15 protein-coding genes are annotated in these 15,586 nt (G+C 68.2%); 14 read left to right on the top strand and 1 reads right to left on the bottom strand.

The features are described from left to right. Positions 1–46 precede the first annotated feature (46 nt). From AB6806_RS01315 to AB6806_RS01265, 11 genes are all read left to right on the top strand, one after another. Positions 47–1,183, top strand: a complete 1,137-nt coding sequence (locus AB6806_RS01315; protein WP_142020338.1) for an NAD(P)/FAD-dependent oxidoreductase — start codon at positions 47–49, stop codon at positions 1,181–1,183. A gap of 271 nt (positions 1,184–1,454) precedes the next feature. Beyond that, positions 1,455–2,195, top strand: a complete 741-nt coding sequence (locus AB6806_RS01310) for a FadR/GntR family transcriptional regulator (protein ID WP_370953950.1) — start codon at positions 1,455–1,457, stop codon at positions 2,193–2,195. Positions 2,196–2,243: 48 nt separating this feature from the next. After that, positions 2,244–3,137 carry an NAD(P)-dependent oxidoreductase gene (locus AB6806_RS01305; protein WP_142020336.1) on the top strand — a complete coding sequence of 298 codons (894 nt, stop codon included), beginning with the start codon at positions 2,244–2,246 and terminating at the stop codon, positions 3,135–3,137. 8 nt (positions 3,138–3,145) lie between these two features. Beyond that, entirely contained in the window at positions 3,146–3,829 is a 684-nt protein-coding gene (locus AB6806_RS01300; RefSeq protein WP_133561881.1) for an amino acid ABC transporter permease, read from the top strand. A 14-nt stretch (positions 3,830–3,843) separates the two neighbouring features. Beyond that, the gene (locus AB6806_RS01295) at positions 3,844–4,512 is read left to right on the top strand and encodes an amino acid ABC transporter permease (RefSeq protein ID WP_370953949.1); all 669 of its coding nucleotides are present in this window, start codon (positions 3,844–3,846) and stop codon (positions 4,510–4,512) included. 15 nt (positions 4,513–4,527) lie between these two features. Further along, entirely contained in the window at positions 4,528–5,292 is a 765-nt protein-coding gene (locus AB6806_RS01290) for an amino acid ABC transporter ATP-binding protein (RefSeq protein WP_133561885.1), read from the top strand. Positions 5,293–5,320: 28 nt separating this feature from the next. Then, a complete protein-coding gene (locus AB6806_RS01285) occupies positions 5,321–6,109 on the top strand; it encodes a transporter substrate-binding domain-containing protein (RefSeq protein ID WP_038361579.1) in 789 nt (262 codons plus the stop codon). A 64-nt stretch (positions 6,110–6,173) separates the two neighbouring features. Then, positions 6,174–6,620 (top strand): ribose 5-phosphate isomerase B, encoded by a 447-nt coding sequence (rpiB, locus tag AB6806_RS01280; RefSeq protein ID WP_038361576.1) that lies wholly within the window; start codon positions 6,174–6,176, stop codon positions 6,618–6,620. A 254-nt stretch (positions 6,621–6,874) separates the two neighbouring features. Further along, positions 6,875–9,592 (top strand): caspase family protein, encoded by a 2,718-nt coding sequence (locus AB6806_RS01275; protein ID WP_370953948.1) that lies wholly within the window; start codon positions 6,875–6,877, stop codon positions 9,590–9,592. Positions 9,593–10,071: 479 nt separating this feature from the next. Then, the gene (locus tag AB6806_RS01270; RefSeq protein ID WP_112763476.1) at positions 10,072–10,329 is read left to right on the top strand and encodes an acyl carrier protein; all 258 of its coding nucleotides are present in this window, start codon (positions 10,072–10,074) and stop codon (positions 10,327–10,329) included. After that, positions 10,326–11,540 (top strand): beta-ketoacyl-[acyl-carrier-protein] synthase family protein, encoded by a 1,215-nt coding sequence (locus tag AB6806_RS01265; RefSeq protein WP_370953946.1) that lies wholly within the window; start codon positions 10,326–10,328, stop codon positions 11,538–11,540. Before AB6806_RS01270 ends, AB6806_RS01265 begins: the two co-directional genes overlap by 4 nt. A 19-nt stretch (positions 11,541–11,559) precedes the next feature. On the opposite strand, the gene AB6806_RS01260 is transcribed toward AB6806_RS01265, so the two are convergent. After that, positions 11,560–12,177 carry a ParB-like protein gene (locus AB6806_RS01260; protein ID WP_112763474.1) on the bottom strand — a complete coding sequence of 206 codons (618 nt, stop codon included), beginning with the start codon at positions 12,175–12,177 and terminating at the stop codon, positions 11,560–11,562. 138 nt (positions 12,178–12,315) lie between these two features. On the opposite strand from AB6806_RS01260, the gene AB6806_RS01255 reads away from it, so the two are divergent. The 3 genes from AB6806_RS01255 to AB6806_RS01245 all read left to right on the top strand — a co-directional run bounded on the left by AB6806_RS01255 (position 12,316) and on the right by AB6806_RS01245 (position 15,586). Next, the gene (locus tag AB6806_RS01255) at positions 12,316–12,900 is read left to right on the top strand and encodes an ANTAR domain-containing response regulator (protein WP_038361565.1); all 585 of its coding nucleotides are present in this window, start codon (positions 12,316–12,318) and stop codon (positions 12,898–12,900) included. Continuing rightward, on the top strand, positions 12,897–13,970 hold the full coding sequence (locus AB6806_RS01250) for a CmpA/NrtA family ABC transporter substrate-binding protein (protein WP_370953943.1): 1,074 nt from the start codon (positions 12,897–12,899) through the stop codon (positions 13,968–13,970). The genes AB6806_RS01255 and AB6806_RS01250 overlap by 4 nt, the downstream gene beginning before the upstream one ends. Positions 13,971–14,257: 287 nt before the next feature. After that, positions 14,258–15,586, top strand: a complete 1,329-nt coding sequence (locus tag AB6806_RS01245; RefSeq protein ID WP_370953942.1) for a CmpA/NrtA family ABC transporter substrate-binding protein — start codon at positions 14,258–14,260, stop codon at positions 15,584–15,586.

Genomic DNA, 15,586 nt, shown 5'->3' with positions numbered 1-15,586 from the left:
TTCGGCGGATGGACGACCTGCCGCCTCGGCGCGGCGAGAGGCGGATATGGACGTGATCGTGCTCGGCGGCGGCCTGATGGGGACCGCCTCCGCCTATTTCCTGGCCCGGCGGGGCTTGCGCGTGACGCTGCTCGAGCGCGGCCGGGTGGGAACGGGAGCGACCGTCGCCTCCTTCGGCAATATCCGCCGCACCGGCCGCCATCTCACGCAACTGCCGCTGGCGCATCGTTCCCGCGCGCTCTGGGGCGAGGCGGCGCGCCTGCTCGGGCGCGACGTCGAGTTCCGCGCCACCGGCCATCTGCGCCTGATCTTCGAGGAGGACGCGCTGGCGGATATGCGCGCCTATGCCGAAGCCGCGCGTCCCTGGGGGCTGGAACTGGAAGAGCTCGGCGCCAACGAGATCCGGGCGCGTTTTCCCGGTCTCGGGCCGGGCGCGATCGCGGCCTCGTTCTCCCCGCAGGACGGGTCCGGCAATCCGCGGCTGATCGCGCCCGCCTTCGCCGATGCGGCGCGGCGGCTCGGCGCCAGCATCGTCGAGGATTGCGCGGTCACCGACCTCGAGGCGACGGCGGCGGGCTTCCGCGTCACCACCGCCAAAGGCGTGTTCGAGGCGGATCGCCTGCTCAACACGGCCGGCGCCTGGGGCGCAGCCATCGCCGCCCGTTTCGGCGAGCCCGTGCCGCTGACGCCGCGCGGCCCGCAGATGGGTGTGACGGAACCCCTGCCCCACCGCGTCCTGCCCGTGGTCGGCATCTGGAGCCGCCAGCATGGAGCGGACGGCTATTTTCGACAGGTCGAGCGCGGCAACATCGTCTTCGGCGGCGCGGCGGAGCGCGTCGCGGTCGATCTCGAGCCCGGCCACGCCAAGGCCGACCCGGCACGCCTGCCGGCCCAGTTGCGTACGCTCGTGCGTCTGCTGCCGGCGCTGGCGAATGTCGCGGTGATCCGCACCTGGTCGGGCTGCGAGGGCTATCTCGCCGATATGCTGCCGGTGATGGGCCCCTCCGCCACCACGCCGGGCCTGTTCCACGCCTTCGGCTTCAGCGGGCACGGCTTCCAGCTCGGCCCCGGCGTCGGCGACACCATGGCCGAGCTGATCGCGACGGGCACGACCGAGATCCCCCTGCACGATTTCCGCATCGAGCGCTTCGCGGCGGCTTCCGGGACAGCAGCACAGAGCTGAACGCTGCGCTCTTCGGCACGGCGCGCCGGGCGGTCCACCGCAACGCCCCGGTGGATGCGGGCTTCCCAATCCCTGAGCGACTATTGCACCGGTGATGGCCGCCTCAGGCCGCACGGTTCAACCGGCAATCCGAACATCTCCGGGATCGACGCGGCAAACGGAGCTCGCGAACCCGAACAGCGCGCGGCTTCCCCCGCCGCCATCTCGCGGTTGATTTTCGCCTCTGGTCATCGTACTGGTCTTACCAGAAATAAGAATGGTGACGTCAGGGATGGATGCTCAAGGTACCGACAGCGCGTCGGGGTTCGAGCGCGTCTTCGCCTATCTGCGGGAGCGGCTGCTCGACGGCACGCTGAAGCAGGGCGAGCGGCTCATGGCCGAACGCGAACTGGCCGCGCAGCTCGGCGTGAGCCGGCCGATCGTGCGCGAAGCACTGCGCGCCCTGCACATGCTCGGCATCGTCGAGATCCGCGAACGTGTCGGCACCATCGTGAAGCGGCCGGACGCCTCGATGCTGAAGGACTTTTTCACGCTCGCGCTCGCCCAGCAGGCCGACCTCATCGACGACGTGATGGAGGCGCGCATCGCCATCGAGTGCCAGGCCGTGCGCCTGGCCTGCGAGCGCGCGACCATCGCCGATTTCGAGCGGCTGCAACGCGCGCTCGTCCGCATCGGCGAAACCATCGACGATGCGGATGCTGGCGGCGACGCCGATTTCGAGTTTCACCGAGCCATCGTGCTGGCGTCGCGTTCGCCGACGCTCGCAGTGCTGCATGAATCCATGTCGACGCTGCTGGCGCGCTCGCATCGCAGCCGCCGCGAGCTCGTCCAGCGGTTCGGCTCGATGAAGACCTACCTGATCGACGACCACAAGCGCGTCTTCGACACCATCGTCGGGCGCGATCCCGACCGCGCCGAGGTGACCCTGCGCCGCCATTTCGCGATCGGCGACGAATACCGCCGCCGCGCGGCGACCGGCGAGGGCGACAGGTCGGAGACGCGGAGCGCCTAGCGAAACCAAGGCGCCGATTTCATCAAAACAATGCCGAAAGAGCAGGTTATGGGACGGAACGAAACGGGCAGCGTCGGCTTCATCGGCCTCGGCACGATGGGGCGCGAGATGGCGCGCAATCTCATCAAGGCGGGGCATCGGGTCACCGTCTACGATGTCCTCGACGAGGCGGTAGCCGTGCTGGCGGCCGAGGGCGCGAAGCCGGCTGCGAGCCCGGCCGAGGCTGCGGCGGATGCCGATATCGCCATCACCATGCTGCCGGATACGCCACAGGTCGAGGATGTCATCCATGGCGAGGACGGCCTGCTGGCCGCGCCGCCGCGCGGGCGCCTGATCGTCGACATGAGCACGATCTCGCCCGTGGCCGTCCGCCGGATGCATGCCGATCTCAAGGCGGCGGGCACCGATTTCATCGACGCACCGGTCTCCGGCGGCCCGATCGGCGCGAAGAACGCGACGCTGACGATCATGGCGGGCGGCGAGGCGGCGGCCTTCGCCAGGGCCGAGCCGTTCTTCCGTGGCATGGGCACGACCATCACCCATGTCGGCGCGCCGGGCGCCGGCCAGGCGGTCAAGCTCTGCAACCAGTTGATCTGCGGCATCAATATCCAGGCGGTCTGCGAGGCGATCGCGCTCGGCCGCGCCTGCGGCGTCGATCTGGAGCAGATGCGCTCCGTGCTGCTCGGCGGCTCGGCGGCGTCCTGGATGCTCGACAAGCTCGGCCCCGCGATGATCGCGGGCGATGCCGGGGCGGGTTTCCGCATCGACCTGATGCTGAAGGATCTGCGCCTCGTGCAGGAACAGGCGCAGGCGCTCTCGGTGCCGCTGCCGGGGACCGCCCTCGTCACCAGCCAGTATATCGAAGCGCGCGCCCATGGCGAAGGCGGGAACGGCAACCAGGCGCTGTTTCGCGTCTATGACCGCATGACGAACCGGGCCTGACGGCGGCGATGGGGCTCCATCTCGACTTCTCCGTCGTGCTCGAACGCTGGCCGCTCTTCCTCGACGGCGCGGCGATGACGCTGAAGCTCGCCTTCATCGCGATCCTGACCGGCGGCGCGATCGGCACGTTCTGTGCCATCGGCCGCGGCAGCAGCAACCGCTTCATCGCCGGGCTCTGCGCCGCTTACGTCGAGACGATCCGCAACACGCCGCTGCTCGTCCAGATCTTCCTGGTCTATTTCGGGCTGGCCAGCATCGGCTTCAAATTCTCGGCCTTTTCCGTCGCGGCTGCCGCGCTCGCCATCAATGTCGGCGCCTATACCGCCGAGATCATGCGGGCGGGCTTCGAGGCGATCCCTCCCGGCCAGATCGAGGCGGCGGAGGGGCTCGCCCTCTCGCGCGTCCAGATCTACTGGCACGTCATCCTGCTGCCGGCGATCGAGAAGGTCTATCCGTCGCTGACCAGCCAGTTCGTGCTGCTGATGCTGGCGTCCTCGGTCACCTCGCAGATTTCCGCCGAGGAGCTGACGGCCGTCGCCAACTACGTCCAGTCCGACACCTACCGCGCCTTCGAGACCTATATCCTCGTCGCGCTCGCCTATATCGCGCTCTCGCTCGTGCTGCGTGCCGCCTTCTGGGCGCTGGGGCAGGTGCTCTTCCCGCGCCGCCGGCGCCTCGGCACGCCGCTTTAGGGGGAGCGATCATCATGGGCGGCTCCCTCAACGCGAACCACCTCCTCTTCCTCGGCCAGGGCGCGCTCTGGACCATCGGGCTGTCGATGATCGCGCTGATCGGCGGCGGGATCGTCGGCTTCCTGATCGCGCTTGCCCGGGTCTCGCCGAGCAAGGCGGTGCGGCTGCTCAGCGGCGCCTATGTGCAGCTCGTCCAGGGCACGCCGCTGCTGGTGATCATGTTCCTCGGCTATTTCGGCCTCTCCGCGCTCGGCTTCGCGATCACGCCGCTCTGGGCCGCCGGAGCCTCGCTGACGATCTATGTCGGCGCCTATTTCGGCGAGATCTGGCGCGGCTGCATCCAGGCTGTGCCCCGCCCGCAATGGGAGGCGGCGGAAGGGCTCGCGCTCAGCCGCACCCAGCGCATGCTCAAGGTCATCCTGCCCCAGGCGATGCGCATCGCCACGCCGCCGACCGTCGGCTTCATGGTGCAGATCATCAAGAACACGTCGCTCGCCTCGGTCGTTGGCTTCGTCGAGCTCGCCCGTTCCGGCCAGATCATCAACAACTCGCTGTTCGAGCCCTTCCTGATCTACGCGATCATCGCCCTGATCTACTTCGCGCTCTGCTTCCCGATCTCGCTCCTCAGCCGGCGTCTCGAACGCCGCATGGGCGTCGGCCGCGCGAAGCTGATGCCGGCCTGACGAGATTTGAAAGCCATGAGCCAGGAACGCCCCCAGGAACACCTCATCGTCGAACGCCCCATCGTGGTGCTCGACAAGGTCCATAAGAGCTTCGGCACGCTCAAGGTGCTGGACGGCGTCAGCTTCACCGTCGAACGCGGCGAGGTCCTGGTGCTGATCGGCCGCTCCGGCTCCGGCAAGAGCACGGCACTGCGCTGCATCGACCGCTTCGAGAAGATCGATTCAGGCGAGATCCGCGTCTGCGACCACCGCGTCGACGCCGCCGATATCGATCTCAGGGCGCTCAGGCAGGATGTCGGCATCGTCTTCCAGAGCTACAACCTGTTCCCGCATCTCACCATCGAGCAGAACATCACGCTGGCGCCGGTCTCGGTGAAGCGGATGAGGAAGGCCGAAGCACGCGAGCTTGCCAAGGCGATGCTGGCCAGGGTCGGCCTCTCCGAGAAGCTCGACGCCTATCCCGAGCAGCTCTCCGGCGGCCAGCAGCAGCGCGCGGCGATCGCCCGTTCGCTCGCGATGCAGCCCAAGGTGATGCTGTTCGACGAAGTCACCTCCGCGCTCGATCCGGAGCTGACCGGCGAGGTTCTCAAGGTCATCGAACAGCTCGCCGCGGACGGCATGACCATGGTGATGGTCACCCATGAGATGGGGTTCGCGCGAGGCATCGCCGATCAGGCGGTGTTCATGCATGCGGGCAGGGTCCACGAGGCCGGAAGTGCCTCGATCCTGTCGGCTCCGGCCACGCCGGAACTCGCCCAGTTCGTCGGAACCGGGCTCTAACGACCAAAAAGAAGGGAAGGAACCAAGGATGAAACGCTCTCTCACGCTTGCCCTGCTGGCGGCGACGGCCCTGGCCTGCGCCGGCCAGGCCGCCCGCGCCGACCTGCTCGACGACATCATGAAGGCCGGGAAGATCCGCATCGCGACCGATCTCGCGATCCCGCCATCGGGCATGATCGACGGAGCCATGAAGCCGACCGGCTCGGATGTCGAGACCGCCGAGCTTCTCGCCAAGGATTGGGGCCTTCAGCTCGAATTCGTCCAGACCACGGGCGCGACCCGCATCCCCAACGTCCAGACCAACAAGGCCGACATCATCATCTCGACGCTGTCGGTCACGCCCGAGCGCGCCAAGGTGATCGACTTCTCCAAGCCCTATGCCGCGCTGCAATCGGTGGTGGGCTGCCTGAAATCGGTCGAGGCCAAGAGCTGGGACGATCTGAAGGGCAAGACGATCGCGGTCTCGCGCGGCACCACGCAGGACACGACGCTGACCAACATGAAGGAGCGTGACCTCAAGCTCGCCCGCTACGAGGACGATGCGACGATGGTCACGGCGGCCGTCTCCGGCCAGGCCGATTGCGTCGCGAGCTCGGCGACGATCGTCTCGCAGATCGGCGTCAAGGCGCCGGCGCGGCCCTTCGAGCCCAAGGTCTCGATCACCAATTTCGACCTCGCCATCGGTGTGAAGAAGGGCGAGCCGAAGCTGATCGAGAAGCTCGACGCCTGGGTCGAGCAGAACCTCAAGAACGGCAAGCTCAACGCGATCTACAAGAAGTTCCACGGCACCGACCTGCCCGCGAACATGCGCGGCTGACCTCTACCAAGCCGGCGCTCACCGTGGGCGCCGGCCCTTCGCTCCAACCACCACAGGATATCCCATGCGCCTCGTCATCGGCTCCGACCATGCCGGCTGGTCCCTCAAGCAGCACGTCATCGACCACATCACATCGCTGGGCCATGAGGTCGTCGATGTCGGCTCCCACGACGACCAGCCGGTCGATTTCCCCGACATCGCCCGCGAGGTCGCCCGCAAGGTCACGTCCGGCGAGGCCGAGCGCGGCATCATGGTCTGCGGCACCGGCGTCGGCGCCTCGATCGCCGCCAACAAGATGAAGGGCATCCGCGCCGCCGTCTGCCACGACATCCATTCCGCCCATCAGAGCGTCGAGCATGACGACGTCAACGTGATGTGCATCGGCGCCAAGATCGTCGGCCCCTGGCTCGCCAGCGACCTGATCTCGTCCTATCTCGCCGCCGAATTCTCGACCGACGAGGATTTCCGCCGCCGGGTCGAGAAGCTCCACCAGATGGATGCCGAAGGCTGAGACCGGATCCGGGAGCGAAACGATCCCGGTTTCCGGCTCCGTGAACAGCGATCCAGCAGCGCGGGCCGCCGGCATCGGCGCCTCTTTTCTTGCGGCCGGCTTGCGGCCGGCCCGTCTGCGCCGGATCCGGCCGGATCGCTCCGGGCTGAGCCCGATCGACCCGAAAAAGCCGCCGGGCTGCCACGTTTCATTCAAATACCGTTCAGCCTGATGGGCACAGCCTCGTTTACGGCGATCTTTCGCGGGAGGCTCCCATGTCACTATGGCGCATCGTTTGCGGCCTGTTTTTCGCAGCCGCTCTGCTGGGCGGCCCGCCCGCGCACGCGCAGTCGTCGGAAAAGCGAATCGCGCTGGTCATCGGCAACGGCGCCTATCCGGACGGCGCGCTGGCGACGCCGGCCAACGATGCCGGCCTGATCGCGCAGACGCTGCAGGCCGCCGGCTTCGATGTGGTCGGCGCGCGCGACCTCGACACCGCGACCCTGCGCTCCTCCCTGCGCGAGTTCCTCGACAAGGCAGCGGCATCGGGCCCCGATACCGTCGCCTTCGTCTACTATGCCGGCCACGGGCTTCAGTTCGAGGGCGAGAACTATCTCGTTCCCGTCGATGCCCGCATCGCACGCGACGCCGACGTGCCGCTCGCCGCCATCCGCCTGACCGATCTCGTCAGGCCGCTGGCGACGCTGCCGCTGAAGGCGCGGATCGTCGTGCTCGATGCCGCGCGCGCCAATCCGTTCGTCCGCTCGGGCCAGCCGCTGGCGGGGGGCCTCGCGCTGATGCAGCCCGACCCCGGCTCGCTGATCGCCTTCAATGCCGCGCCCGGCACGATCGCGCCCGAGGGCAAGGACTACAGCGCCTACGCCACGGCGCTGTCGGAGATGATCAAGCAGGGCGGCCTGCCGCTCGACGACCTGTTCGAGCGCGTGCGCCTGCGCACCAGCGAACTGACGGGCGGCGCCGAGGTGCCCTGGCAGGCCTCGAAGGTGCAGGTGCCTTTCCTGTTCTTCGAGCGCACCAGCGCCGCTCCGCCGGACCAGAACCGCTTCGTCGAGCTTCGCGACAAGCCGATCCGGGGTTTCGACGCGCGCGACGCCTATCTCGCCGCGCTGACCCGCGACACCATGCGCGGCTATCAGGACTTCCTGGCCGCCTATCCGGGCGATCCGCTGGCGAAGCGCGTGCGCGCCATCCTGGCCGCCCGGCGCGAGGCCATCGTCTGGCGCGAAAGCGCCGTCGCCGACACCCCGGAGGCCTACTGGTCCTATCTCGGGCGCTATCCGCGCGGCCCCCATGCCGGCGACGCGCGTCGCCGGCTGGCCCATTTCGCCGTCGCCTACGAGCCTCCGGCGTCGTTTGCCGCCCTCTCCTACGACGTGCCCCCGCCCCCGCCCGACGAGATCGTCTATGTCGAGCGGCCGGTCGTCTATTTCGCCGATCCCGTCTACGAGCTGCCGCCACCGCCACCGGTGCCGGTCGTCTTCCTGCCGCCGCAGCCCGTCTTCTATGTCGATCTGGCGCCCCCGCCGCCGCCCGTCGCCGAGTTCGTGCTGCCGATCCCCATCTATCATCCGGTGCCGCTATGGGTGGAACGCCCGTCCTATGTCGTCCCGCCGCCCGTCAATGTCGTCAACGTCAACATCCATAACACCGTGGTGGTGAACCCGGCCTCGCAGAGCGTGGTGGTGACGAGCCCGCAGGGCCAGTCCCTGCCTCCCCTACCGCCTACGGTGACGGGCGGCGCCCCGGCAGCGGCGCCGCCGGCAGGGGGACCGGCGCCGGCTCCCGCCTCGGGCCTCCAGCAAATGATCCAGGCGCATCCGGTCGCTTCCGCCGCGATCGCGGCAACCGCCGCCGCGCTGCCGGCCGCCGCCCTGTTGCGCGCCCGGCAACAGCAGGCGCAGCCTCCGCACGCCGCGGCGCCGGCCGCGACGGGGCCCCAGCCCGGTGCGCCGCAGGGCTCGCCCGCCACCATCGGCCAGCCACGTCCCGGCCAGCCACCCGCTGGCGGCCCCGCGCCTTCGGCCGCGGCTCCCGCCGGTGCAAAGCCTTTGCCGGCGCCGGGTGCCTTGCCCGCCGCTCCCGGCAACACGGCCCCGGCGCAGCATCTCGCCACACCGCCGCAGACGCCTCAGACGGGTCGCCCCGGCGCGCCGCCGCTTGCCACGGCCCCGCAGACCGCGCCCTCGCAGGCTCCGGCCGGCGCGAAGCCTCTGCCGGCGCCAGGTACCTTGCCCGCCGCTCCCGGCAATACGGCCCCGGCGCAGCATCTCGCCACACCGCCGCAGACACCTCGGACGGGTCGCCCCGGCGCGCCGCCGCTTGCCACTGCTCCGGCCGGTGCAAAGCCCCTGCCCGCGCCGGCCGCCCTGCCCGCCGCTCCCGGCAACACGGCCCCGGCGCAGCATCTCGCCACACCGCCGCAGACGCCTCAGACGGGTCGCCCCAGCGCGCCGCCGCTTGCGACAGCCCCACGGACCGCGCCCCAGCCTGCCCAAATTCCGCAGCCGAATGCGGCCGACGCGGCGCAGCGTGCGGCGGTGCAGCAGGCCGAGCGCCAGCGCGCTCAGCAGGCCGCCACCCTCCAGGCGCAGCAGCAACGCGCGGCGCAGGCTGCCCAGCAAAGGGCGGTGCAAGCGCAGCAGCAACAGCGTGCCGCACAGGCGCAGCAACAGCAGCGGGCCATGCAAGCCCAGCAGCAGGCTCAGCAAAGAGCCGCCGCGCAGGCCTCGCAGCTTCAGCAGCAGCGCGCGGCGCAAGCGGCTCAGCAAAGGGCGATGCAAGCTCAGCAGCAACAGCAACAGCGTGCTGCGCAGGCCGCCCAGCAGCGGGCCGCGCAAATGCAGCAGCAAGCTGCGATGCAGGCCCAGCAACGCGCCCAGATGATGGCCCGGCCGCGGGCACCGCAGCCTGCCCATGGTCCGCAGCCCCAGCACCGGCCGCCTTGCGAGCCCGGCAAGCCGCAATGCCGGTGAGGGGTACGCCGGGTCCCGAAATCGATGCGCGGCGGCCCTCGCCGCGCAGAATCCGAGGGAACCATCAAATCTTGGTGCTCCCGACACGGAATGTCGGAAGCATCATCCGCGATACGGATCACTCCGGATAACGCATCAAAGCAGCCATTCGGGATTTCCCATCGATATCAACGGACAAGCCGGTCGAACAGGAGAGCCCCCACGCCGCTCGCGCCGGCAGGACGGTTGGCACGGAACCTGCCCTACGCGCTGCAACCCGTGACGTGCGAGGTGCGGCGCCCTTGCTTCGGCGAGCGACGCTCCTTGCCCCGTATCGGCCATGAAACCGTATCGAGTCAGACGAGCGCATTTTCAAGCGAGGCGGACACCGGTTCGCGTGAAGAAAATGCGAGAAAACAAAGAGGTAGAGCAATTCGGCGGCGCTTGAAAACGCGGAATTCCTCTAGCCCCCAGCATCATGGGCAGTCGCAGGTTCGGGAATGAACATACTCAAGGTCGTGCAAGAGATCGTGGCTGGACAGATCAGCCGCGATCCCGCGGAGATCACTGAAAAGACCAGCCTCGAAGAGGCCGGATACGATTCTCTCGACGTGCTCGAAACGATCTTCGCAATCGAAGAGCGCTTCAAGATCCGCGTCCCCTTCGATGCCAACGACCCCAGGGTCAAGGAGCTGAGGACGGTCGGAGACATCGCCCGCATCGTCGAGTCGGCCCTGGGCGAGAAAGCGCCGGCGTGACACGGAGACGCGTTGCGATCACCGGCCTCGGCGCGATTTCGCCGGCCGGGCCGACCATGCCGACGACCTGGGAACGCATCGTGGCCGGGGACAGCGCCATCGGGCCGCTGATGCTGCCGCAGATGGACGAGCTTCCCTGCCCGATCGCCGCGCAGATCCATGACTTCGACCCCGACGCCCATTTCACCGCGAAGCGGTTGGGGTCACTCGACCGGATGTCCCAGTTCGCCGTCGTGGCGGCGCGCGAAGCGGTCGCCGATGCTGGGCTGGAGCCGGACGACGCGACGCTCGCCCAGGCGGATGTCGTCGTCGGTGTCAGCGTCGGCGGCATGACCACGCTGGACGACAGCTTCCATCGCCTTTACCGCGAGCAGCGGCGCTCGGTTCACCCGCTCACGATTCCGAAGCTGATGGCCAACGCACCGGCGAGCCAGATCTCGATGGATCTCGGCCTGCACGGCAACACCTTCGCCGTGGCGAGCGCCTGCGCATCGGGAACGCACGCCATCGGCCTGGCCTACCGCGCCGTCCTCCATGGCGATTGCGACATCGCGATCACGGGCGGCTCGGAAGCCTCGATCACGCCCGGCACGATGACCGGCTGGAGCGCGCTGCGCATTCTGTCGCGCGACACCTGCCGGCCGTTCTCGCGCAACCGCAGCGGGCTGGTGCTCGGCGAAGGCAGCGCCATCCTCGTCCTCGAGGAATGGGAGCATGCCGTCGCCCGCAAGGCACGCATCTATGCCGAGCTAGTCGGCTTCGGGGCCAATGCCGATGCCGGCGACCTGACCTCCCCCGATCAGGCGGGGGCCGAAGGGGCGATGCGGCGCGCGCTGGCGAGCGCCGGACTCGATCCGGCGGCCATCGACTACATCAACGCGCACGGCACCGGCACGCTGATCAACGACGTCGTCGAAAGCCGGGCCATCCGCGCGGTCTTTCCGAACGGGAAGCCGCCCCCGGTCTCCTCGATCAAGGGCGTTCTCGGCCATTGCCTGGGCGCGGCCGGGGCGTTCGAGGCGCTGGCCACGGCGCTCGCGCTGCACCACCAGATCGTTCCCCCGACGGCGAATTGCTCGGAGCCCGACGCGGAATGCGGGCTCGACGTCGTCCCGGAGGGCGCGCGGCAGGCGGTGCTGCGCCATGCGCTGTCGAATTCCTTCGCCTTCGGCGGCCTCAACGCGGTGCTGGCGTTCGGCCGCGGCGCGTGAACGCCCAAGCGGCGGCAGGCTAATCCTTGACCGGTCCGCACCAGCCGGCGAGGTAGCTGGCTTCCTGGCCTTTGGCCAGTTTCAGCGCCTTCTTGAGCGCCTTCTCGAAATCCGCATCGACGAGCTTGCGCCCTATGCGTCTGCGCAGGAAATCCGCCCAGAGGAACTCGGAGTAAGGGGTGACGTCCTTGGCGAAGCCCCCGAGGCGGCGCAATTCGCCGGCCAGGGAGCGATAGGGATCGTCCTCGAGCTTCTCGATGCGCTTCGGCATCAATTCGATGCTACGGCGGCGGCCTTCGCTGTCATAGGGGTGAGCCCAGTTCCGGTGCTCGCAGACGACCCAGAAGGCCGCCGTCGAGAGCCATGAGACATCGGCGATGACGTTGACGAAAACCTGCTTCTGACCCTCGTCGTGCAGGGCCCGGACGAGATGATGGTGATCGATGATGTAGAGGCGCGCCTTGGGCCCCTTGATCGCCGGGATCATGTGGCTGCCAAGGAACCCCTCGGCGCGGCCTCCCTCCCGCTCCCGCCAGCTCTGGCGCTTGGCCTCGACCTCACGGAGGCCCACGGTCATCTGCGTGGGGCGAAGATCGGCGATCGGAACGGAATGGAGGACGGGTTCCCGCAGTGACATGACCTTGCTCCAAAGCCGCCGCGGCAACATTCTCGACGGATATGCCGCAATGTCGAGAGCCAAGCCGGCACGCCAGCCGCACTGGCACGATTCCTGATAGGGCGACGCCGGATCACTCGATGGGAACGACTGAAAGGCATGGTGCCCACTCTGCGCATCCTCATCGTCGACGCGAACCAGGTCAGGGCCGCCATCATCGAGGAAGGCCTGCGGGAAGCGGGCTACCAGCACCTGATCCGCATCGCTGCGACCACGGGGCTGGTCGCCGCCATCGAGGCCCATGATCCCGACGTCGTGGTGATCGACCTCGAGGATCCCAGCCGCGACGCGCTGGCCGACATGTTCCTCGTCAGCCGGCATATCCGCCGGCCGATCACCATGTTCGTCGACCAGTCGGATTCCGCCTCGATCGAGGCCGCGGTCGAGGCCGGCGTCTCCGCCTATATCGTCGACGGGCTGAAGAAGGAGCGGATGCAGCCGATCCTCCAGACCTGCATCAGCCGCTTCAATGCCTTCCGCCGGCTGCGCGAGGAGCTCGACGAGGCCCGCTCGCAGTTGGAGGACCGCAAGACGATCGACCGCGCCAAGGCCATCGTCATGCGGCTGAAGGGCCTCTCCGAGGAAGAGGCCTACGCGCTGATGCGCCGCACCGCGATGAACGAGAAACGCAAGCTCGTCGATATCGCCCGCTCCCTCATCACCGCCGCGGAGATGCTCAAATGACGACGCTGCACCTGCGTGTCGGCTTCATGCCGCTGGTCGATTGCGCGCTGGTCGTGCTGGCGAAGGACGAGGGCTTCGCCGAGGCCGAAGGGCTCAATCTCGAACTGGTGCGGGAGGTCTCCTGGTCGAATCTGCGCGACAAGTTGAATGTGCGCCTGTTCGACGCCGCCCATATGCTCGGCCCCGCGGCAATCGCCGCGACGCTGGGGATCGGCGGGGTGAAGGCCCCGATGGCCGTGCCGATGGCGCTCAATCGCGATGGCGCCGCGATCACGGTCTCGGTTCGGCGCTTCGAGGAATTGTCGCGCCTGGCCGAGGGCGATATGGCCGATACGGCCGTCTCGGCCCGCGCCCTCGCGGCCATGGTCGCGCGCCGCAAGGCCGCCGGGCTGCCGCCGTTGACGCTGGCCGCCGTCTTCGGCTTCTCGATGCATATCTACCTGCTTTGCGAATGGCTGGAGAAGGGCGGGCTCAGGCTCGGCGAGGATATCCGCTTCGAGGTCGTCCCGCCGCCCCAGACCGTCGAGGCCCTCGCCAGCGGACGGATCGACGGCTTCTGCGCCGGCGCGCCCTGGAATTCGGCGGCCGTGGCGGCCGGCGTCGGTGCGATGGTGCATGCCAGCGTCGATCTCCGGCGCGACTGCCACGACAAGGTCCTGGCCTGGCGCGCCGACGACGTGCACAGGCGCCCGGCCGCCGTTGCGAAGCTCGGCGCTGCGATCCTCAAGGCCAGCGCCTGGGCCTGCCGGCCCGAGAACTTCGCCCGCATGGCGCATCACCTCTCGGCTCCGGACCGGCTCGCGCTGCCCGCCCCGCTGATCGAGCGCATCCTGCATGGCGAGCTGATCCAGGGCGCCGACCGGCCGCCCAGGCTGATCGAGCGCTTCATCCGGTTCGACCAGGAGGCGCTGCGGCCCGAGCCTGATGATGCCGACTGGGTCCTGGCCGGGATGGAGCGCGCCGGCCAGATCGTCGCGACGCCGCAGATGCGGGAGATCGCCGCTGGCGTCTTCCTCCCGGCCTCTTTTGAAGGCATTCTTTCCGCAAGCGAAGTTTCGCCTAAAAAATAGGCCCTTGCGCTTCCATTGTGCGACGCAACAAGGCAATTGCGCCGCCGTCCGCATCTCCCCGAATTCGTAAACTGTTGCAATTCAAAGCCGGCCCCATGGCGGAACGGTTGGCACGATCCTTGATACGTCTGCCGTGACGCGGCCAACGCTGCCCGCGCCACCCCCGATCCGGAAGACACAGCAACGTCGCTGTCGAAATGCGCCTGGCAAGGCGTCTTTCGCGCGGCGTTTTTCGCGTTCGGGGCCAGTTCCAGGGCAAGCGGTTTTCAGCAACCGAGAGGCGATCGATGACGCAGAGCTCCAAGACCAGGATCGGGATGACCGCATTGGCGCCGGCAGGTGCCAGCCGCCGCCGCTTCCTGCAACTGTCCGGCACGGCCGCGCTGCTGGCGGCGGCGAAGACCGCCCTGCCGTCGGGCGCTTTCGCGCAAGGGACTGGGCCCGAAGTCAAGGGCACGCGCCTCGGCTACATCGCCCTGACCGACGCCTCGCCGCTGATCATTGCGAAGGAGAAGGGCCTCTTCGCCAAATACGGCCTGCCCGACATGGACATCGCCAAGCAGGCCTCCTGGGGTGCGACGCGCGACAACATGGCGCTCGGCTTCAAGGCGAACGGCATCGATGGGGCGCACATCCTCTCGCCCAAGCCGTATCTCTACACCACCGGCAAGGTCATGCAGAACAGCCAGCCGCTGCCGATGTACACGCTGATGCGGCTGAACGAGGACTGCCAGGGCCTGTCGGTCTCCAACGAATACAAGGAACTGCCGGTCGGAACCGATTCCTCCGCGCTGAAGGAGGCCTTCGCCAAGAAGCGCGCGGCCGGCAAGGAGGTGAAGGTCGCCATGACCTTCCCTGGCGGCACGCACGACCTGTGGATCCGCTATTGGCTCGCCGCCGGCGGCATTGACCCCGACAATGACCTCGCGACCATCGTCGTGCCGCCGGCCCAGATGGTGGCGAACATGAAGGTCGGCACCATGGACTGCTTCTGCGTCGGCGAGCCGTGGAACGAGCAGCTCGTCAACCAGGACATCGGCTTTACCGCCGCCACCACCGGCGAGATCTGGTTCAAGCATCCCGAGAAGGCGCTGGGCATGCGCGCCGACTTCGTCGACGCCAATCCCAAGGCCACGCAGGCCATCATGCTAGCCACGATGGAAGCCCAGATTTGGTGCGAGAAGATGGAGAACAAGCAGGAGATGGCCGAGATCATCGGCCGTCGCCAATGGTTCAACGTGCCGGTGCCGGACATCATCGGCCGCATCAAGGGCGACATCAATTACGGCCGCGGCAAGGTCGCCAAGGGCACAAACCTGCTGATGAAGTTCTGGGGCGAAGGCGGCTCGGTCTCCTATCCCTGGAAGAGCCTCGATACCTGGTTCGTCACCGAGAACATCCGCTGGGGCAAGTTCGAGGCGAACACTGACATCAAGACGCTGGTCAACAAGGTCAATCGCTCCGATCTCTGGCTGGAGGCCGCCAAGACGCTCGGCGTCGCAGGCGCCCCGACCTCGGATTCGCGTGGCGTCGAGACCTTCTTCGACGGCATGAAGTTCGATCCTGCGGCGCCGATGGACTACCTCAAGGCGCTGAAGATCAAGCGGATCGCCTGA

This window comes from Allobosea sp. RCC_152_1 (assembly GCF_041360765.1).
Lineage (GTDB): Bacteria > Pseudomonadota > Alphaproteobacteria > Rhizobiales > Beijerinckiaceae > Allobosea > Allobosea spartocytisi.
This window is presented reverse-complemented; position numbering and strand designations above follow the sequence as displayed.

Coding starts and splice junctions, on each gene's coding strand:
- AB6806_RS01295 (WP_370953949.1), top strand. CDS start 3,844: ATGGGCGGCTCCCTCAACGCGAACCACCTCCTCTTCCTCGGCCAGGGC.
- AB6806_RS01290 (WP_133561885.1), top strand. CDS start 4,528: ATGAGCCAGGAACGCCCCCAGGAACACCTCATCGTCGAACGCCCCATC.
- AB6806_RS01305 (WP_142020336.1), top strand. CDS start 2,244: ATGGGACGGAACGAAACGGGCAGCGTCGGCTTCATCGGCCTCGGCACG.
- AB6806_RS01300 (WP_133561881.1), top strand. CDS start 3,146: ATGGGGCTCCATCTCGACTTCTCCGTCGTGCTCGAACGCTGGCCGCTC.
- AB6806_RS01245 (WP_370953942.1), top strand. CDS start 14,258: ATGACGCAGAGCTCCAAGACCAGGATCGGGATGACCGCATTGGCGCCG.
- AB6806_RS01250 (WP_370953943.1), top strand. CDS start 12,897: ATGACGACGCTGCACCTGCGTGTCGGCTTCATGCCGCTGGTCGATTGC.
- rpiB (WP_038361576.1), top strand. CDS start 6,174: ATGCGCCTCGTCATCGGCTCCGACCATGCCGGCTGGTCCCTCAAGCAG.
- AB6806_RS01310 (WP_370953950.1), top strand. CDS start 1,455: ATGGATGCTCAAGGTACCGACAGCGCGTCGGGGTTCGAGCGCGTCTTC.
- AB6806_RS01275 (WP_370953948.1), top strand. CDS start 6,875: ATGTCACTATGGCGCATCGTTTGCGGCCTGTTTTTCGCAGCCGCTCTG.
- AB6806_RS01285 (WP_038361579.1), top strand. CDS start 5,321: ATGAAACGCTCTCTCACGCTTGCCCTGCTGGCGGCGACGGCCCTGGCC.
- AB6806_RS01260 (WP_112763474.1), bottom strand. CDS start 12,177: ATGTCACTGCGGGAACCCGTCCTCCATTCCGTTCCGATCGCCGATCTT.
- AB6806_RS01315 (WP_142020338.1), top strand. CDS start 47: ATGGACGTGATCGTGCTCGGCGGCGGCCTGATGGGGACCGCCTCCGCC.
- AB6806_RS01270 (WP_112763476.1), top strand. CDS start 10,072: ATGAACATACTCAAGGTCGTGCAAGAGATCGTGGCTGGACAGATCAGC.
- AB6806_RS01255 (WP_038361565.1), top strand. CDS start 12,316: ATGGTGCCCACTCTGCGCATCCTCATCGTCGACGCGAACCAGGTCAGG.